The organism is Sphingopyxis terrae subsp. terrae NBRC 15098 (assembly GCF_001610975.1).
Lineage (GTDB): Bacteria > Pseudomonadota > Alphaproteobacteria > Sphingomonadales > Sphingomonadaceae > Sphingopyxis > Sphingopyxis terrae_A.
Genome location: NZ_CP013342.1, coordinates 391,812 through 409,651 on the forward strand (window position 1 = coordinate 391,812; position 17,840 = coordinate 409,651).

The 17,840-nt window shown below is 67.1% G+C and carries 16 protein-coding genes and 2 riboswitches; all 16 genes read right to left on the minus strand.

Going from position 1 to position 17,840, the window contains the following annotated elements; translation table 11 throughout:
* Positions 1-9 precede the first annotated feature (9 nt).
* The 16 genes from AOA14_RS01850 to murG all read right to left on the minus strand — a co-directional run bounded on the left by AOA14_RS01850 (position 10) and on the right by murG (position 17,836).
* The gene (locus AOA14_RS01850; RefSeq protein WP_062900548.1) at positions 10-354 is read right to left on the minus strand and encodes a hypothetical protein; all 345 of its coding nucleotides are present in this window, start codon (positions 352-354) and stop codon (positions 10-12) included.
* Complete coding sequence (gene gcvPB / locus AOA14_RS01855) at positions 354-1,901, minus strand: aminomethyl-transferring glycine dehydrogenase subunit GcvPB (protein WP_062900549.1); 1,548 nt, start codon at positions 1,899-1,901, stop codon at positions 354-356. The genes AOA14_RS01850 and gcvPB overlap by 1 nt, the downstream gene beginning before the upstream one ends.
* Positions 1,898-3,256: an aminomethyl-transferring glycine dehydrogenase subunit GcvPA gene (gene gcvPA, locus AOA14_RS01860; protein ID WP_062900550.1), complete on the minus strand. Its 1,359-nt coding sequence runs from the start codon at positions 3,254-3,256 to the stop codon at positions 1,898-1,900. Before gcvPA ends, gcvPB begins: the two co-directional genes overlap by 4 nt.
* A 3-nt stretch (positions 3,257-3,259) precedes the next feature.
* Positions 3,260-4,075, minus strand: a complete 816-nt coding sequence (locus AOA14_RS01865) for a glycosyltransferase family 2 protein (protein ID WP_062900551.1) — start codon at positions 4,073-4,075, stop codon at positions 3,260-3,262.
* 45 nt (positions 4,076-4,120) lie between these two features.
* Positions 4,121-4,492 carry a glycine cleavage system protein GcvH gene (gene gcvH / locus AOA14_RS01870; protein WP_062900552.1) on the minus strand — a complete coding sequence of 124 codons (372 nt, stop codon included), beginning with the start codon at positions 4,490-4,492 and terminating at the stop codon, positions 4,121-4,123.
* Positions 4,493-4,495: 3 nt separating this feature from the next.
* Positions 4,496-5,650 (minus strand): glycine cleavage system aminomethyltransferase GcvT, encoded by a 1,155-nt coding sequence (gene gcvT / locus AOA14_RS01875; RefSeq protein ID WP_062900553.1) that lies wholly within the window; start codon positions 5,648-5,650, stop codon positions 4,496-4,498.
* A 53-nt stretch (positions 5,651-5,703) separates the two neighbouring features.
* Positions 5,704-5,823: riboswitch (glycine riboswitch) on the minus strand.
* A riboswitch (glycine riboswitch) is annotated at positions 5,824-5,923 on the minus strand. It lies immediately after the preceding riboswitch.
* Between the two features lie 58 nt (positions 5,924-5,981).
* Entirely contained in the window at positions 5,982-6,638 is a 657-nt protein-coding gene (locus AOA14_RS01880; protein ID WP_062902958.1) for a Rossmann-fold NAD(P)-binding domain-containing protein, read from the minus strand.
* On the minus strand, positions 6,631-7,803 hold the full coding sequence (locus AOA14_RS01885; RefSeq protein ID WP_062900554.1) for a deoxyguanosinetriphosphate triphosphohydrolase: 1,173 nt from the start codon (positions 7,801-7,803) through the stop codon (positions 6,631-6,633). Before AOA14_RS01885 ends, AOA14_RS01880 begins: the two co-directional genes overlap by 8 nt.
* Positions 7,800-9,548: an SPOR domain-containing protein gene (locus AOA14_RS01890; protein WP_062900555.1), complete on the minus strand. Its 1,749-nt coding sequence runs from the start codon at positions 9,546-9,548 to the stop codon at positions 7,800-7,802. The genes AOA14_RS01885 and AOA14_RS01890 overlap by 4 nt, the downstream gene beginning before the upstream one ends.
* 57 nt (positions 9,549-9,605) lie before the next feature.
* On the minus strand, positions 9,606-11,045 hold the full coding sequence (gene ftsZ / locus AOA14_RS01895) for a cell division protein FtsZ (protein WP_062900556.1): 1,440 nt from the start codon (positions 11,043-11,045) through the stop codon (positions 9,606-9,608).
* 152 nt (positions 11,046-11,197) lie between these two features.
* The gene (gene ftsA, locus AOA14_RS01900) at positions 11,198-12,454 is read right to left on the minus strand and encodes a cell division protein FtsA (protein WP_003040016.1); all 1,257 of its coding nucleotides are present in this window, start codon (positions 12,452-12,454) and stop codon (positions 11,198-11,200) included.
* Positions 12,455-12,459: 5 nt separating this feature from the next.
* Complete coding sequence (locus tag AOA14_RS01905; protein ID WP_062900557.1) at positions 12,460-13,398, minus strand: cell division protein FtsQ/DivIB; 939 nt, start codon at positions 13,396-13,398, stop codon at positions 12,460-12,462.
* Positions 13,399-13,408: 10 nt separating this feature from the next.
* Positions 13,409-14,335 carry a D-alanine--D-alanine ligase gene (locus tag AOA14_RS01910; protein WP_062900558.1) on the minus strand — a complete coding sequence of 309 codons (927 nt, stop codon included), beginning with the start codon at positions 14,333-14,335 and terminating at the stop codon, positions 13,409-13,411.
* The gene (gene murB / locus AOA14_RS01915) at positions 14,332-15,231 is read right to left on the minus strand and encodes a UDP-N-acetylmuramate dehydrogenase (protein WP_062900559.1); all 900 of its coding nucleotides are present in this window, start codon (positions 15,229-15,231) and stop codon (positions 14,332-14,334) included. Before murB ends, AOA14_RS01910 begins: the two co-directional genes overlap by 4 nt.
* Complete coding sequence (gene murC, locus AOA14_RS01920) at positions 15,228-16,658, minus strand: UDP-N-acetylmuramate--L-alanine ligase (RefSeq protein WP_062900560.1); 1,431 nt, start codon at positions 16,656-16,658, stop codon at positions 15,228-15,230. The genes murB and murC overlap by 4 nt, the downstream gene beginning before the upstream one ends.
* Positions 16,658-17,836: an undecaprenyldiphospho-muramoylpentapeptide beta-N-acetylglucosaminyltransferase gene (gene murG / locus AOA14_RS01925; RefSeq protein WP_062900561.1), complete on the minus strand. Its 1,179-nt coding sequence runs from the start codon at positions 17,834-17,836 to the stop codon at positions 16,658-16,660. Before murG ends, murC begins: the two co-directional genes overlap by 1 nt.
* Positions 17,837-17,840: the final 4 nt, after the last annotated feature.

Consider the following 17,840-nt stretch of genomic DNA (forward strand, 5'->3'; position numbering starts at 1 on the left):
TTTTCCCCTTCAGATCAGTCCGCCGACGCCGAGAAAGATGATTCCGCCGAACAATGCAACCAGCCCCGCCGACAAAATCAGCAGCGTCATTCGCGCCGCGGCCCGCCGCCGCATCACGACGAAGGCGGTGAGCAGCGCGAAACCCAGCGCGATGAGCGGCGCATAGCCGAACACCCAGTGGTGCGCGAGCGCGCGGCGGGGCCGGACGATTTCCCATTGTTCGGCGACAAGGCCGTAGCCGGTTACCGCGGCCAGCCAGATCGCGGCGAAGACGACGAGCGACAAGGCGGCGGCGAGACCGCAGCCGCCCCGGCGCGGCGCGGCACCGCTTTCATCCTCGCCCGCGGCGCGCATCAATCCTCCCAGCGAAGCACCGGCTTGCGCGCCGCCAGCGTCTCGTCGAGCCGCGCGCGCGGGGCGAAATGCGGCGCCGACTTGAGCGCCGGATCGCCGTTCTTTGCGCGAAGCGCGATGCTGCGCAGCGCACCGACGAACTGGTCAAGCACCGCCTTCGATTCGGTCTCGGTGGGTTCGACGAGCATCGCGCCGTGGACGACGAGCGGGAAATAGACCGTCATCGGGTGATAGCCTTCGTCGATCAGTCCCTTGGCGATGTCGAGCGTCGAGAAGCCCTCGGCAAGCCCGCGATCGCTGAACAGCGCCTCGTGCATGCATGGTCCCGACGCGGCGAAGGGCGCATCGAGCACATCCTCCAGGCTGCGCAGGATATAGTTTGCGTTGAGCACCGCATCCTCGGCGACCTGCTTCAGCCCGTCGGCCCCGTGGCTGAGAATATAGGCCAGCGCGCGGGTGAACATGCCCATCTGGCCGTGGAAGGCGGTCATGCGACCGAAGGTGTCGGGGTGCTCGGCGCCCGCGCTTTCTTCCTCGACCAGCTTGAAAGACCCGTCGGCGTAGCGCGCCGAATAGGGGATCGGGCCATAGGGCGCGAGCGCCTTCGACAGCACGACCGGCCCCGAACCGGGACCACCGCCGCCGTGCGGGGTCGAAAAGGTCTTGTGCAGGTTGATGTGCATCGCGTCGATGCCAAGGTCGCCGGGGCGAACCTTGCCGACGATCGCGTTGAAGTTGGCGCCGTCGCAATAGACATAGCCGCCCACCGCGTGCACCGCGTCCGAAATCGCTTTCATGTCGCGTTCGAACAGGCCGCAGGTGTTGGGGTTGGTGATCATCACGCCCGCCACATCGGGGCCGAGCCGCGCCTTGAGCGCCGCGAGATCGACGCGCCCCTCCGCGGTCGCCGGAATATCCTCGACCGTGAAGCCGGAAAAGGCAGCTGTTGCGGGATTGGTCCCATGCGCGCTTTCGGGGACGAGCAGCACCCGCCGGTCCTCGCCGCGCGCTTCGAGCGCCGCCTTGATGCACAGGATCCCGCAAAGCTCGCCGTGCGCGCCCGCCTTGGGCGACATGGCGACGCCGTACATGCCGGTGAGTTCGATCAGCCACACCGCGAGTTCGTTGATGACCGCAAGCGCGCCCTGCACCGTTTCCTGCGGCTGGAGCGGATGCACGTCGGCAAAGCCCGGCATCCGCGCGACCTTTTCGTTGAGGCGCGGGTTATGCTTCATCGTGCAGCTGCCAAGTGGGAAGAGGCCGAGGTCGATCGCATAATTCTGGCGCGACAGGCGCGTATAGTGGCGCACCGTTTCGGACTCGCTGAGCCCCGGCAGGCCGATGGGATCGCGGCGCATCAGCGCGCCGAGATCGGCAGCGGGCGCCGCCTCGTCGAAGTCGACGCCGGTGGTCGCGGTCGAGCCGATCTCGAAGATCAACGGCTCCTCGAGCAACAGCGCGCGGTTGCCGGTAAATGTCGCGGTATCGGCGGCACCACCAGCGCCGTGCATTTCGGGGCGCCAGCCGGCGGGGTTGAGCGCGGTCATGCCAGCACCTCCTTCAGCGCCGCGGCAAAGGCGGCGATATCCTCTTCGGTCGCGGTTTCGGTGACGGCGACGACCAGGCCGTTCGCCAGCGCGTCATTGTCAGGATAAAGGCGCCCGAGCGACACGCCGCCGAGCACGCCCTTTTCGGCGAGCTTGTGAACCGTCGCGCGCGCGTCGACGGGCAGCCGCAGCGTGAATTCGTTGAAGAAGCCGCTGTTGACGACCGACACGCCCGGTACTTGCGCCAGTTCGGCCGCTGCCACCCTGGCGCGCCCGTGGTTGATGCCGGCAAGCTGCCGCAACCCCGCTTCGCCGAGTAAGGTCATGTGGATGCTGAAGGCCAGCGCGCAAAGCCCTGCATTCGTGCAGATATTGCTCGTCGCCTTCTCGCGCCGGATATGCTGCTCACGCGTCGACAGCGTCAGAACGAAGCCGCGCTTGCCATTGGCATCGACCGTCTCTCCGCACAGCCGCCCCGGCATCTGGCGGACATATTTCGTCTTGCACGCAAACAGGCCAACATAGGGACCGCCGAACTGGAGCCCGACGCCGATCGCCTGCCCCTCGCCCACCACGATATCGGCGCCCATCTCGCCCGGCGACTTGATGAGACCCAGGGCAACGGGTTCGGTAACGACCGCGATCAGCAGCGCACCGGCCGCCTGGCATGCCGTAGCGAGCGCGCTCATGTCGTCGATGCGGCCCAATATATCGGGATATTGAACGACGACGCAGCTTGTATCCTTGTCGATAGCGGCGGCGAGCGCGGCCCAGTCGGTACCGGCTTCAAGCGTCGGGTCGCCGTCGACAAGCTGGTCACCGGTATATTTCGCCATCGTCCGCGCGACGCTGCGATAATGCGGATGGAGGCCGGTCGAGAGCAACGCCTTGCCGCGCTTGATGATGCGCCGCGCCATCACGATCGCCTCCCAGCAGGCAGTCGAGCCGTCGTACATGGACGCATTGGCGACGTCGGTGCCGAAAAGACGCGCGACCTGCGTCTGGAACTCGAACAGCATCTGCAGCGTGCCCTGCGCGATTTCGGGCTGATAGGGCGTGTAGGCAGTCAGAAACTCGCCGCGCTGGATCAGATGGTCGACACTCGCGGGCACATGGTGGCGATAGGCGCCCGCACCGAGGAAGAAGGGACCGTCGCCGGCGGCGCGATTCTGTCGCGCGAGCGCTGCCATATGGCGCTCGACCGCCAGTTCGCTGGCATGACCGGGAAGGCCGGCGATCGGGCCGTCGAGCCGCGCTTCGGCAGGCACGTCGACGAACAGATCGTCGATCGAGGCAGCGCCGACCGCCGCGAGCATCGCGCTGCGGTCATCGGGCGTGAGGGGGAGGTAACGCATGAACTACTCCGTCGAAGAAGCTGATTTTATGGCAAGAAGCTGGGCCAGATCGGGAAGCGATCCGGTAAAGATCGCCGGCCCGCTGTGCGTGGTCTTCACCCAGGGGGCGAGCCAGATGCGAAGCCCCGCATCGCGCACGCGGCGGCAAAAGGCATAATCGTCCGACAACTGCGCCCGCGTGTCGGGTTCGATCATCGGCAGGAAATAGGCATAGGCCTCCTCGCCGATCCCGTGCGCGGCGCGCTCGGCGGGATCGGTGCGGAAGACCAGTTCGGGATGACGCGCGCGCAACCTGTCGAACACGTCGCGGCGGATCATCATCATCCCGCTGCCGACCCGCGTCAGTTCGACCAGATCGGTGAGCGCGAAGGATTGGTCGGGATGCAGGAAATGCAGCGCAAACTCCCCCGAAAAGCGCCCGAGCGCCGCCGGATCGGCGTCACCCAGCCCGGCTTTGGCGGCCAGCGCCGCATTGCGCCAGTTGAGCATCCGCCGCGGACAGGCAGCCCCCAGAATCGCGCAATCGTCGCGGCCGACCATCGCGCGCAGCATCGCGAATACATCCTCGGCACCGAAGTCGATGTCGGCATCGACGAACAGCATGTGGGTGCAGTCGCTTTCCGCGAAGATCGCGGCGAGCATGTCGCGCGCGCGCGTCACCGACGGCTGGTAGAGGATGAACTCGAACCGCACCGTCAGGCCGATCGCCTGCGCGCGTAACGCAAGGTCGAGCAGCGCGCGGACATAGCTACCCTGCGCCCCGTCATAGATGGGCGTCGCCACCATCAGGCGGCAATTGGCAAGCGCAGGGTCCGTCATGGTCTTGCGGCCTTTCCCCCTCCCGCGACCGGAAGGAGTTTGCGATCACAGATCGGCGATGAATTCCTTGTACGCCTGCGCATTCATCAGCCCGTCGAGCTGGCTCTTGTCGCTGAGCGTCATGCGAAAGAACCAGCCTTCGCCTTCGGGGTCCGAATTGACGAGCGCGGGGTCCTCCTCAAGCTGGCCGTTGCCTTCGGTGACGGTGCCATCGACGGGCGCGTAGACGTCGCTCGCCGCCTTCACCGATTCGACCACCGCGGCGTCGCCGCCCTTCGACAGTTCGGCGCCGGTGTCGGGAACCTCGACGAAGACGATATCGCCGAGCTGGCCCTGCGCGAAGTCGGTGATGCCGACCGTCGCCACATCGCCATCGACATCGATCCATTCATGCTCTTCGGTATAAAAACGCGGCATCGATCAGCCTCCCTGTTTGCGCACGTAACGATGTGGAACGAAGGGCATCGGCGTCACCGTCACGGCGACGCGCTTGCCGCGGACTTCGGCGGCGAGCGCCGTGCCGGGCTCGGACAGGCCGGTGGGCACATAGCCCATCGCTATGGGGGCGCCGACGCTCGGCGCAAAACCGCCCGAGGTGACGACACCGACTTCGCGGTTCCCGTCGAAAATCTTGGCGCCCTCGCGCACCGGCATCTTGCCATCTACGGTCAGGCCGACGCGCTTGCGCGGACTGCCATCGGCAAGATGGCCGAGGATGCGCGCGGCGCCCGGAAAGCCGCCTTCCTCGCGGCGGCGCTTGCTGATCGCAAAGGCCAGATCGCCCTCGACGGGGTCGATGCCTTCGTCGAGGTCGTGGCCGTAAAGCGGCAATCCCGCTTCGAGCCGCAGCGAATCGCGCGCGCCGAGGCCGATCGGTTTTACCGCCTCCTGCGCGCACAGCGCATCGGCGAGGGCCGAGACGTCGCTCGCCGGCACCGAAATTTCGAACCCGTCTTCTCCGGTATAGCCCGAACGGCTGATCCCCAGCCGCACGTCGCCCCACAGATAGGGGCCGGCCTGCATGAAGACGAGGCGATCGACGGGAAGAATATCGGAAAATTCGGGAACCACGCCGAGCGCCGTCAGCGCGGCCGCGGCCTTTGGCCCCTGCAGCGCAAGCAGCGCCTGTTCGTCGAGCAGGTTCATCTCGATCTCGTCGGGCAGATGTTCGCGCAGATGCGCGATGTCGTCCCACTTCACCGCGCCATTGACGACCATGTAGAGGCCATGCCCCGTATTGGTGACCATCAGATCGTCGAGGATGCCGCCATCGTCGGCGAGCAGCAGCGAGTAGCGCATCCGCCCCGGCTTCAACGCCGAAATATCGCCCGGAACCAGCGCCTCGAGCGCTTCGGCGGCGCCTTCGCCGCTGAACACAAGCTGCCCCATGTGGCTGACGTCGAACAGACCCGCATTGTCGCGCGTCCACAGATGTTCGGCCATGATGCCGTCATACTGGATCGGCATGTAATAGCCGGCGAATTCGACCATCCGCGCGCCCCTTGCACGGTGCCAGGCGTCGAGCGGAAGCGTTTCGATCGCGACCGTTTCGGCCATTTCTTCGGTTTCGCTCATATCGGCCTCCCGTCGTTGACATGACGCGGCGCGGCCCGATGCCGTTCCTTCGCCACGCCCCCTCTGTCACGGGAACCTGAGAGTTTTCGTCCATGCGCCCACGATGACGGGTCGGCATGGAGTTACCCCTTCGGTGGTCCGGGCGACGCCCGAACGCTTTCCAGAGTGTCCGTTCCAGCCGCGCGGTCCGTTGACCTGAGAGTTTCCGGGGCGGTTGCTCCTTCGGTGGCGACGGCCGGTTTCCCTGCCCCCGCGCTCTCCCGCGTGGCCGGTCGAATCTCTTGGAGAGGCTCGACAGACGCCTGAGCCTTGGCGCTCGCCTTCGGCAGAGTCAATCGGCGAGCTGTTGCATCGCGTCATTTTCGTGGACGAAGTGTCCAGGCGCCGCGAGCGACGCCGCGGCTACGATCGCGCGCGCCACCGTTTCGGCCGGAATCGAGCGATAGCGGCGCAGCGATCCGTGCAACAGCGCGTCGGTGAACGGCGCGGCAAGCATCGCCAGCCCCTCGCCAATCCGCTTCGGCCCCCGCCGGTCGCCGGTGAGCAGGCCGGGGCGCATCAGGTCGAGCCGCAGGAAATTGAGCGCGCGCAGCTCCTCCTCCACCTCACCCTTCGTCCGCAGATAGAAGTTCGCGCTATGCGCCGCCGCGCCGACGCTGCTGACCGCGATCATGTGCGCCGTCCCCGCCGCCTTCGCCGCACGGGCGCAGGCGAGCAGCAGATCATGATCGACCGCGCGAAACGCGTCCTGCGACCCCGCCTGGCGGATCGTGGTGCCGAGGCAGGAGATCAATATCCCGGGTCGCTCCGCCGCGATGATCTCGGCCCATTCGCCCGGATCGGCGGTCATGGCGCGATGGCCGGCCCCCGCCTCGACCAAGCGGCGCGCCAGCAGGGTAAGCGGCAGGGAATGGCCGCAGCGGGCAACCGCCTGTCCGACAAGCCCCGTCGCTCCGATCAGAAGCGCGCGGGGTGCGGCATCAGACATGCGCCAGCGCCTCGGGCACCGCGGCCCGCCCATTCATCTCAGCAAAGCGATCGATCGCGAATCGGTCGGTCATCCCGGCAATATAGTCGCCGATGTGGCGCACCGTCGCCCCGTCCGTATCGGGCAGCCGCGATGCCCATTCCTCGCCCATCAGCGCAGGATCGTCCCTGTAGGCCGCAAACAGCCCCGAAACGACGGTGCGCGCCGCGTCGGCGGCCGCGATCTGCGACGGATGGTGATAGAGGTTCGCATACATGAAGCGTTTGAGATCGCGCTCCTGCCGCGCCAGCGTATCCGAAAAGCCGCCGAGCGTGCGGCCCGCCGCGCGCACTTCCGCTACGCTCTCCACCCCCGCATCGGCGACATTGGCCTTGGTCGCGGCGATCACGTCGTTGACCATCACGCCGATCTGGTCGCGCACCAGCTCGCGCAGCAACCGGTCGCGCGGCGCGCCCGGAAAGCGGGCTTCGACGAGGCGGAAATTCTCGGCGACGAAGGGCTGCGCCATCAACTGGTCGATCGTCAGCAGTCCCGCGCGCAGGCCGTCGTCGATGTCGTGATTGTCGTACGCGATGTCGTCGGCGACCGCCGCCACCTGCGCCTCCAGGCTGGCATGGCTCGTCAGGTCGAGCGGAAATTCCGCGTCGATTTCCGCCAATGCCCAGCCGGGGTGACGCACCGGACCATTGTGCTTCGCCAACCCCTCCAGCGTCTCCCACGTCAGATTGATGCCATCGAAGCGCGGATAGGGACATTCGAGCCGCGCGAGCGTGCGCAGCGTGTGCCCATTATGATCGAACCCGCCATGCGCCATCATCGCCGCTTTCAGCGCGTCCTCGCCCGCATGACCGAAGGGCGGGTGACCGATGTCATGGGCAAGGCACAAGGCCTCGGTCAGATCTTCGTTCAGCCCCAGCGCCCGGGCGATTCCGCGACCAATCTGCGCGACTTCGATGCTGTGCGTCAGCCGGACGCGATAATGGTCGCCGTCGGGCGCGACGAAGACCTGCGTCTTGTGACGCAGCCGGCGGAAAGCGATCGAATGGATGATGCGGTCGCGGTCGCGCTGAAAGGCATCGCGCGGCCCGCGCACGACGCGGCCCGGTTCGTCATGGCGGCGTCCGCGTGTCGCCCTGGGGTCACTCGCACAGGCCGACAACGTCATTTGAAGAGATCGACCTCTTGCCCCGCATCGCTGGTAAAGACGAAACCATCGCCGCCCGCCTTCTTATATTGCGCGAGCCAGTCGGCAGCCGCCTTCTTGTCCTTGAACGGCCCCACGAGCAGGCGGCGGGTGCGGCCCCATTCGGTCGAGCCGCCATCCTTGCCCTTGAACAGCGCGGCATTCTTTTTGGCGAAGCGGTTGAAATCGAAGGCGAGCGCCTTCTGGTTCGACCCCGCCGCAACTTGCACCCAGATGCGCGAGGGATTGGCCTTTTTCTTCGCGGCCTCTTCCTTCGCCTTGGCGTCGGCCTCCGCCTTGGCCTTGGCCGCGGCTTCTTCCTTTTCGCGCTTTGCCGCTTCGGCGGCATCTGCCTTGCGCTTGTCCTCGACCAGCTTGGCAAGCGTATCGGCGCCGACCGCGCCGCTGGTGCGCTCAAGCTCCTCGGGCGGAATCTCGATCGAGCTGACGATCTGCGCCAACGAGGCGAGCGGAGCCGCAGCACTCGGCGCTGGCGTGGTCGTCGCCGACGGCGGCGCAGCGGCAGCGGCCGGCGGCTGGCCGACATCGCTCAGCGAGAAGCCCGGACCGACCGGACCGGCACCGCTGTTCACCGCGACGCCCACCGGTTGGGCCGCCGCTGGCGCCGGTGTCGGCGCGGGAGGCTTCGCTGCCGGGACGGACGGTGTATCAGCACGGCGCACCGGCACGGCGGCTGGCGGCTGCGCCAAGGTCGGCGCAGGCGCTGGCGTGGGCGCAGGTGTCGGCTTCGGGGTCAGCGTCGGAGCCGGTCGCGTCGCCGGTGGCGGCGTGGCAGTGGCCACCTGCACCGGTTTGCCCTTGTCGCCGCGCCGTTTGCTCGGCGTCGAAGTCGGGGAAGGCGCTGGTGTCGGGGCCGGAGCGGCCGCAGCGATCTGCACGGGCTTGCGCACCGGGCCAAGTTCGCCAGCCGGGAAGCGCCCGAAATGCGCGGCGGCGGCCTGCTGCGCCGGATTGAGCCGGTCCATCTGGGTTAGATAGGGCAAAATGCTCTGCGCCAGCAGCGCCGGCATCGTCGCCTTGACGATCTCGGTCGCCTCGTCATTGCGGCCGTTGATCGCTAGGATCATCGCGCGCGACCGCCATGCGGCACGGTCCTGCGTGCGAAGCTGCGGCGTGAGGAGCTGAATCGCGCGGTCGGCCTGCCCCGTGATGCCGAGCGAGATCGCATAGCGGCGGATCACTTCGTCGCTCGGCGCGATCGACAGGGCGAGTTGATAATCGCGCTGCGCCCCATCCTGCTGGCCCAGCAAATCGCGCGCAAGCCCGCGGTCGGCAAGGAATAGCCGCTCGGGGGCGCCGAGAAGCTGCGCCTCGCCGAAATAGTCGAGCGCCCGCGACGGCTTTTCGAGATGGAGCATCGCCGACCCGAGCGCCGCCTTGACCCCGCCGTCGCGCGGGCTCGCCTGCTCGGCACGGGTCAGAAAGCCGAGCGCGGCGCGATAATCCTCCAGCTCGATCGAAGCGCGTCCGGCATCAAGCAGCGCGGCGCTGTCGGCGGCGTTCGAGGCGAGCCGAGCGATCGCCGACGACAGCATCGTCCGCGCGGCGGTGCGTTTTTCCATCGCCGCCTTGGTGGCCGCATCGGGCGGTGTCACCTGAAATGCATGCGCCGCTGCGAAGGGGGCAGCGGACAGGAACAGCAGGCCGAGCGCGCCGACATGAAGTCGAACGCGCCGCGGCCCCGCCGTCAATATGGATCGCCGCATGGGCAAATCATCCCGTGTTCGGGCCGCCTGCCCATCGGGCGGCCGCGATGAACCCTGTTACTGGTTGTTCTGACGGCCCAGGAAGCGCGGAATATCGACTCCGTCTTCCTTGTCGCCTTCTTCGGCAGGGGCCGAACCGCCACGCGACAGACGCGACATGCGTTCGAACAAGGTGCCGCCACCGATCGGCCGCGCAGGCTCGGCCGCGGGGGCCGGGTCGGCAGCCGGCGCGGGCGCCGGTTCGGGTGCATCAAGTACGAGCTCGTCGCTGGTATCGTCATAGGTCGCGGCGACCTGCGACAGTTCCATCGGCTCTTCCTCGGCCGGCGCCGGTGCTTCGGCCGCGGGAGCATCGCCCAGCGAGAAGCCCGGTGCGGGGTCGGTGTCGACTTCGGGTTCCGCAGCTTGGACCGGCGCTTCCACAGCCGCCGCCTCGACCGGCTCCTCGGCAAAGGGCGCCGGCGCCGGGCTGCGCGCGGGGGCGAAGGAGAAGCTGCGCGCCGCCGGTGCCGCCGGAGCCGCCGCGTCGCCAGAACCGTCGATGCCGGTCGCGACAACCGATACGCGAATCTTGCCTTCCAGCCCTTCGTTGAAGGCGCTGCCCCAGATGATGTTGGCGTCGGGATCGACGAGTTCGCGAATATGGTTCGCCGCTTCGTCGACTTCCATCAGGCGCATGTCTTCGCCGCCGGTGATCGAGATGATCACGCCCTTCGCGCCCGCCATCGACACGCCATCGAGCAGCGGGTTGGCGATCGCCTTCTGCGCAGCTTCGAGCGCGCGACCGTCGCCTTCGGCTTCGCCGGTGCCCATCATCGCCTTGCCCATTTCGCGCATCACGCTGCGCACGTCGGCAAAGTCGAGGTTGATGAGGCCGGGCATGACCATCAGATCGGTGATACCGCGCACGCCCTGCTGGAGCACTTCATCCGCCATGGTGAAGGCTTCCTTGAAGGTCGTGTTCGGGTTGGCGACCAGGAAGAGATTCTGGTTGGGAATGACGATCAGCGTGTCGACATGGTCCTGAAGCTCGGCAATGCCGGCTTCGGCCGACCGCATGCGGCGGTTGCCCTCGAAGGTGAAGGGCTTGGTCACGACGCCGACGGTCAGAATGCCGCGGTCGCGGGCCGCCTTGGCGATGACCGGAGCCGCACCGGTGCCCGTGCCGCCGCCCATGCCGGCCGCGACGAAGCACATATGCGCGCCGTTCAGCGCCTCTTCGACCTGCGCAATGCTTTCCTCGGCCGCCGCCCGGCCGACTTCGGGACGCGAACCCGCACCCAGACCCTGGGTGATCTGCGTTCCGAGCTGGATGCGACGCTCCGCCGGCGAGGCGTTGAGCGCCTGCGCGTCGGTGTTGGCGACGACGAAATCGACGCCCTCGACCTTCGCCGCGATCATGTTCGCGATGGCATTGCCCCCCGCGCCGCCGACGCCGATCACGGCGATACGCGGCTTCAGTTCATCGACCTGCGGCGGGCCAATATTGATGCTCATCAACCAATCTCCCTGTAGCGGCGGACCAACGCCGCTTCCCTCACCTTGCGACCCATTCGGGCGGTAGTCCGGCCGCCCGTCATTGATTTATCGCATTGCACTATTGTGACGCCGGAATCACCCAAAAAATTAACCTTTCGCGCAACCGCGCGTCAGAAACTGCTCTTCAGCGCGGTGATAAGTCGGTTGATGATCGACGACCCCTTGGGACGGTACACATCCTGCGCCATCGTGGGCAGGTCGCGCAGATCCACGGGATCGGATGCGGCATAAAGAACCAGACCGGCAAGCGTCGCGAAAGCCGGTCCCGAATGGGCATCGGGCAGGCCGTGCAAGCCGCGCGGTCGCCCGACGCGCGCCGCCCGGCCGAGTGCGATCTGGGTATAATCGGCGATGCCTTTCAGATCGGCGCCCCCGCCGACGAGCACGACCTGGCGGCCGATCGGGCCGACGAAGTGAAGATCCTTCAGCGTCCGTCCGATGTCGCCCATCATCTGGTCGAGCCGCTGGCGAATGACCGAGATCAGCTGCGCGCGCGTGATGCGCGGCGCATCGCTGCCCGCGGGCGCGCCGGGATCGAGTTCGATCAAATCATTGTTGTCGCGCGGGCTGGCCGAGGCCGAGCCGTAGAAGCTCTGCAGCCGCTGCGCCTGGCTGCGCCGGATACCGAAGGCCGAGGCGATGTCGTCGGTGATGTCGCTCGCCCCGAACGGCAGCGAAACCATCTCGACGAGCATTCCGCCCGCATAGAGCGATACCGTCGTCACCGCCGCGCCGAGCTCGACAAGCGCCACGCCAAGGTCGCGTTCTTCTTCCGACAGGCAGGCGAGCCCCGCCGCGATCGGCGAGGCGACCACCGCATTGACGTCGAGATGCGCCTGCCGCACCGCGGCTTCCAGATTTCGCACCGGGGCGCCGTCGGCCATGATGATGTGGATGTCGACGCCCAGCCGGTCGGCGTGCAGGCCGATCGGATTCTTGACGCCGGTCAACCCGTCGAGCGTGTAGAGCGCCGGCTGCGCGTGCAGGATCATCCGCCCTTCGGGATCGATCCCCGCGCGCCCGGCGGCGAGCAGATCGTCGATATCTTCCTGTTCGATGCGGTGACCGCCCAATTCGCTCTCGATCGGGGCGACGTCGCTCAAGAGGCTGCCCGCCGAGAAGCTGACCCAGACGTCGTCGATATTGAGACCCGCGATACGCTCGGCCTGTTCGATCGCCTCGCGCACGATATGCTCGGTCTGCTCCATGTCGGCGACATAGCCGCGCTGGACGCCGCGGCTTTCGCGCTGGCCGGTGCCGAGCACGTGCAACTGCCCGTCGGCAGTCTGGCCCGCGATGAGCGCACAGACCTTCCACGACCCGACATCGAGCGCGGTGATAATCTTTTCGATGCGCGGCGGCGCCATCGCTTCTATCCCTCGTTCGCCTGACCCGCCGACACCGCGTCGGCGGCGGCACGCGCGTCGTCGATCTTCGACGGCGCCACCTGCCCTTCGTGCGGCATGCGTAGCACGAAACGGCTGGGGTCGCGCATGTCGAAACGCAGGATGCCGCGGCCAAGGAGGCGGTTCGCCCCGTCCATGTGCGCGAATTTCGCGAGCGCCGCCTTCGCTTCGGCATCGCCTTCGGGCAGCGACAGCGTTTCGCCGCTGCGGAAGCGCAGATCCCAGCGGCGGTTGCCGACCCAGGTCGCGCCCGCGAGCAGTTCCTTGAGCGAACTGGCCTCGGCGAGCAGCGCGTCGAGATCCTGCGCGCGCCGATTGGCATTGGGGCCGATGACGAGCGGCAGGTCGGGCATGGTCGCGACCGTCACGGGTTCCAGGACGACCCCGCTGTCGTCGATCAGCGACAGGCGGCCGTCATTCTGCCAGATCGCTGCCGGGGTGCGCTCGACGATATCGACGACCAGCGTATCGGGCAGGCGGCGCGACACGCGCGCATCCTTGATCCAGCCATACTGCATCAGGTCGCGGCGCACATCGTCAAGCTCGACCGCGGCCATCGAGCGGTCCTTCTGCGCCAGCGCGATATCATAAACCTTCAGCCGGTCGATGCGATCGGCACCGACCACTTCGACCTTCTTTACCTGAAATCCGGCGCGCCCGACCGCCTGCGCCCACTCTTCGTGGATTTTCGCGGTCACACCCGTCACCTCGGCACCGAGCACCAGCACGCCCGCCAGGCCGATACCGATCGTCCAGTTGGCGACGCGCTGAAGCTGCGCCGGGCTGATCGGCAAGGCGTTGATGACCATGTTGAGGCGCGAATGCTTGACCGACCGGCGCCTTTTGGGCGCGCGCGACGGACGGCGCGGCGGCGCCTTCGCGCGTTTGATCCTGGTGCTGCTCATACTCCGCTGCTCATGCCAATGCTTCCCCCACGATGCGTTCGACGAGTTCGGCATAGTCCATGCCGATGGCGCGCGCCTGTTCCGGCACGAGGCTGAGCGGTGTCATCCCCGGCTGCGTATTGACCTCGAGCAGGAAAATGCCCGCAAGTCCATGCTCGTCGTCCCAGCGAAAATCGGAACGCGACGCGCCCTTGCAGCCGAGCAGGCGATGCGCTTCGACCGCCAGATGCTTCATCCGCTGCGCAACGTCGGCGGGGACATCGGCAGGACAGACATGTTCGGTCAGACCGTCGGTATATTTGGCGTCATAGTCGTAGAATCCCGACTTCACGCGCAGTTCGGTGACACCGAGCGCCTCATCGCCGAGTACCGCGACGGTCAGTTCGCGCCCCTTGATGAAAGGCTCGGCGAGCAGCCGATCGAACTCCTGCCACGGCCCCACAGCTTCGCGCGCAATCGGGTTGCCGTAGTTGCTGTCGTCCTTGACAATCGCGACGCCGACCGACGATCCTTCGTTGACGGGTTTCAGGACATAGGGGCGCGGCAAGGGATCGGCTGAAAACAGGCTTTCGCTGTCGACCATCGTCCCCGTCGGCATGGGAATACCATGCGGCACCAGCGCCTGTTTCGTCAATTCCTTGTCGATCGCGATCACCGACGTGACGAGCCCGCTGTGGGTGTATTTGAGGCCCATCAGGTCGAGCATGCCCTGCACGGTGCCGTCTTCGCCCGGAACGCCGTGGAGGGCGTTGAAGACGACATCGGGCCGCGCTTCGGCAAGCCGCTGCGCCACATCGCGGCCCATGTCGATGCGCGTGACCTTGTGCCCGCGGCTTTCGAGCGCGTCGGCAACGCCCTTGCCGCTCATCAGCGACACTTCGCGCTCGGCGGACCAGCCGCCCATCAGCACGGCGACATGCCACGGACCCCGGCTCACTTCGCCACTCCCACGCGCTGAATCTCCCATTGCAATTCGATGCCGCTCTTCGCCTTCACCCGGCGGCGGACTTCCTCGCCGAGCGCTTCGATGTCGGCGCTCGTCGCCGCACCGGTATTGATCAGGAAATTGGTATGCTTCTCGCTCACCTGCGCGCCACCGATGGCGAAACCGCGGCAACCGGCCTCATCGATAAGCTGCCACGCCTTGCGACCGTCGGGGTTCTTGAAGGTCGAGCCGCCGGTCTTCGAGCGCAGCGGCTGCGACGCCTCGCGGCTCGCCGAGATGCGGTCCATTTCGGCCTGGATGGCTTCGGGTTCACCCGGACGCCCGCGGAACGTCGCGCCCACGACGACCGCACCTTCGGGCAATTCGCTGTGGCGATAAGTGTAGCCCAGATCGGCAAGCGGCAAGGTCCGGCGCTCGCCCGAGCGCAAGACGATGTCGGCCTCGACCAATATGTCCTTGACCTCGCTGCCATAAGCGCCGCCGTTCATCCGCACGAAGCCGCCAACGGTGCCGGGGATCGACCGCAGGAACTCCATCCCCGCGATCCCTGCGTCGCGCGCGGTCGACGAGACGAGGATGCCCGAGGCACCGCCTCCGCAGCGCAAGCTGGTCGCGTCGACGGCTTCGACCTTAGCAAAGGCCTTGCCGAGCCGGACGACGACGCCCGGAAAGCCGCCGTCGCGAACGATGAGGTTCGAGCCAAGGCCGAGTGCCATCACCGGAATCGCGGGATCGAGGTCGCGCAGGAAACCGGCAAGATCATCGGCGTCCTTCGGCTCGAACAGCCAGTCGGCAGGACCGCCCGACTTGAACCAGACGAGCGGCGCCAGCGGCGCCTTTGCGGTTAGCTTGCCGCGGACCGCCGGAAGCGTATCGGCGGTGCTCATACCGCCTCCACCGCGCTCGCCAGCCCCGCCGCCATCTTGGTGATGTCGCCTGCGCCGAGGCAGATGATCATGTCACCCGCGCCGAGCGTTTCGGTGCGGATCGCGTCGGCGATCGTTGCAGCGAGCGCGCCGGCGTCGGCAACGGTCGATGCATGGCGATGGCCGCGGTCGCGCAGCCCCTGCGCCAGCGCATCCGACGACACGCCCTCGATCGGGCTTTCGCCCGCTGCATAAACGGGCAGTGCGAGCACCATGTCCGCGTCGTTAAAGGCCTGCTGGAAATCGTCCATATGATCGCGCAGGCGGGTAAAGCGATGCGGCTGGACGACGGCAACGACGCGTCCCGCCCCGGCACCTTCGCGCGCTGCCGACAGCACGGCCCGGATCTCGACCGGATGATGGGCATAATCGTCGATCACCGTCACGATGCCGTCCCCGGCTGCAATCTCGCCGACCTTGGTGAAGCGGCGCTTGACCCCGGCAAAGCCGTTGAAGCCCGACGCGATCTTTTCGTCCGACACGCCCATGTGCAGCGCGACCGCAATCGCCGCGAGCGCGTTCTGGACATTGTGGCGCCCCGACATCGGCAGGTGGATACCCTCGATCGTACGGCTATTGCCGTCGCGGTCGCGCACGACGACGTCGAAGCGATTGCCGTCGGGCCCCGGTGTCACATTGGTGCCGCGCACGTCGGCCTGCGCCGAAAAGCCGTAGGTGACGATGCGGCGGTCGCGGATGCGCGGGATGATCGCCTGCACTTCGGGATGGTCGAGGCAGAGCATCGCCGCGCCATAGAAGGGCACATTTTCGATAAACTCGACGAACGCGTCCTTGATCGCGTCGAAGCTGCCATAATGATCGAGATGTTCGGGATCGATGTTGGTGACGACCGCGATCGTCCCGTCGAGGCGCAGAAAGCTGCCGTCGCTTTCATCGGCTTCGACCACCATCCAGTCCGACGCACCGAGCCGCGCGTTCGAGCCGTAATTGTTGATGATGCCGCCGTTGATGACGGTCGGGTCGATGCCGCCCGCATCGAGCAAGGCGGCGACCAGGCTGGTCGTCGTCGTCTTGCCGTGCGTGCCCGCAATCGCGACGGTGGATTTGAGGCGCATCAGCTCGGCGAGCATTTCGGCGCGGCGGACGATCGGGATGCGATGCGCGAGCGCGGCCTCGACCTCGGGGTTGCCGCGCTTCACCGCCGTCGAGGTCACAACCACGGCGACGCCATCGACGTTCGCGGCTTCGTGCCCGATCGCGACTTTGATGCCGCGTTGGCGCAGGCCCTCGACAACATAGCTATCAGCAATGTCGCTGCCCTGCACCTGATAGCCAAGGTTGTGCATCACCTCCGCGATGCCCGACATGCCGATGCCGCCGATCCCGATGAAGTGGATGATGCCGATATCGGTCGCAACGCCGCGCATCAGTTCGCCTCCCGCCGCGCGGCGGCGACACCCGAAGCGGCGCGCTGCGCGCCGGCACCAACGCGGATGACATCCATCATCGGCGGCGCGGCAAAGCTTTCGACAAGGTCGGCAAGGTCGCGGGTCGCATCGGGCAGGCCGCAGCTCGCCGCCCGGTCGGCAGCTTCTTCGAGCGCACCGGGTTCGAGCGCCATGCGCTGGATATGCTTGGCGAGCGCAGCGGGATTGAAATCGCTCTGCTGGATCGAGATCGCGCCACCCGCCGCGACGAGATCGCCGACATTATAGGTCTGGTGATCGTCCATCGCGTGCGGATAGGGCACGAAAACCGCCGGCCTGCCGGCGCAGGCCAGCTCGGCGACGGTCGACGCCCCCGCCCGCGCTATGACGAGGTGCGCCCAGCGCAGCCGCTCGGGAAAGTCGGTGATATAGGGAGCACACTCGGCCGCGACGCCAAGGGCGGCATATTTGGCGCGCACCGTTTCGATGTCAGTCTCGCGGCATTGCTGGACCACCTGCAAGCGGTCGAGCAGCGCGCGCGGGAGCATGGCGACGGCAGCGGGAACGACGTCACTCAGCACCGTGGCGCCCAGACTGCCGCCGACGACGAGCAGACGAACGATGCCGTCCTCGGGCAGCGGCGGATAGCCGTCCTCGCGGATCGCGATAATTTCCTCGCGCACCGGATTGCCGATCAGGTGGCGCTTGTCGGCACAGGCGGGCGGGAAACGGCAGATATGATGGTAGGCGACCGCAATCGCATCGACCCGTCCCGCCATCAGCCGGTTGGTCCGGCCCAGCACGGCATTTTGTTCGTGGATGACGCTGGGCGTCTTGGTCGCGCGCGCCGCGAGCAGGCTGGGCAGCGACGGATAGCCGCCGAAGCCGACGACCACCGCCGGGTCGAAATCGCGGATCAGGTCGATCGCCATCGCGCGCCCCTTGCGGATCGCCAGCGCCGCCTTCACCCAGCCGACGGGACCGCCCTGAACGCGGCCGGCGGGCAGAACATGCGTTTCCAGCTCGGCCGGCGCGCCCGGAATCCTGAGGCCGCGGTCGTCGCTGACCAGCGCGACGCGGTGCCCGCGCGCGATCAGTTCACCCGCCAGCGCATAAGCGGGCAGCATATGGCCGCCGGTGCCTCCGGCGGCGAGTAGATAGTGGCGCGTCGCGGTCATGGCC

Excerpts from the sequence above, each read along its gene's own strand:
- AOA14_RS01850 (WP_062900548.1), bottom strand. The coding sequence starts at position 354 with ATGCGCGCCGCGGGCGAGGATGAAAGCGGTGCCGCGCCGCGCCGGGGC.
- gcvPB (WP_062900549.1), bottom strand. The coding sequence starts at position 1,901 with ATGACCGCGCTCAACCCCGCCGGCTGGCGCCCCGAAATGCACGGCGCT.
- gcvPA (WP_062900550.1), bottom strand. The coding sequence starts at position 3,256 with ATGCGTTACCTCCCCCTCACGCCCGATGACCGCAGCGCGATGCTCGCG.
- AOA14_RS01865 (WP_062900551.1), bottom strand. The coding sequence starts at position 4,075 with ATGACGGACCCTGCGCTTGCCAATTGCCGCCTGATGGTGGCGACGCCC.
- gcvH (WP_062900552.1), bottom strand. The coding sequence starts at position 4,492 with ATGCCGCGTTTTTATACCGAAGAGCATGAATGGATCGATGTCGATGGC.
- gcvT (WP_062900553.1), bottom strand. The coding sequence starts at position 5,650 with ATGAGCGAAACCGAAGAAATGGCCGAAACGGTCGCGATCGAAACGCTT.
- AOA14_RS01880 (WP_062902958.1), bottom strand. The coding sequence starts at position 6,638 with ATGTCTGATGCCGCACCCCGCGCGCTTCTGATCGGAGCGACGGGGCTT.
- AOA14_RS01885 (WP_062900554.1), bottom strand. The coding sequence starts at position 7,803 with ATGACGTTGTCGGCCTGTGCGAGTGACCCCAGGGCGACACGCGGACGC.
- AOA14_RS01890 (WP_062900555.1), bottom strand. The coding sequence starts at position 9,548 with ATGCGGCGATCCATATTGACGGCGGGGCCGCGGCGCGTTCGACTTCAT.
- ftsZ (WP_062900556.1), bottom strand. The coding sequence starts at position 11,045 with ATGAGCATCAATATTGGCCCGCCGCAGGTCGATGAACTGAAGCCGCGT.
- ftsA (WP_003040016.1), bottom strand. The coding sequence starts at position 12,454 with ATGGCGCCGCCGCGCATCGAAAAGATTATCACCGCGCTCGATGTCGGG.
- AOA14_RS01905 (WP_062900557.1), bottom strand. The coding sequence starts at position 13,398 with ATGAGCAGCACCAGGATCAAACGCGCGAAGGCGCCGCCGCGCCGTCCG.
- murB (WP_062900559.1), bottom strand. The coding sequence starts at position 15,231 with ATGAGCACCGCCGATACGCTTCCGGCGGTCCGCGGCAAGCTAACCGCA.
- murC (WP_062900560.1), bottom strand. The coding sequence starts at position 16,658 with ATGCGCGGCGTTGCGACCGATATCGGCATCATCCACTTCATCGGGATC.
- murG (WP_062900561.1), bottom strand. The coding sequence starts at position 17,836 with ATGACCGCGACGCGCCACTATCTACTCGCCGCCGGAGGCACCGGCGGC.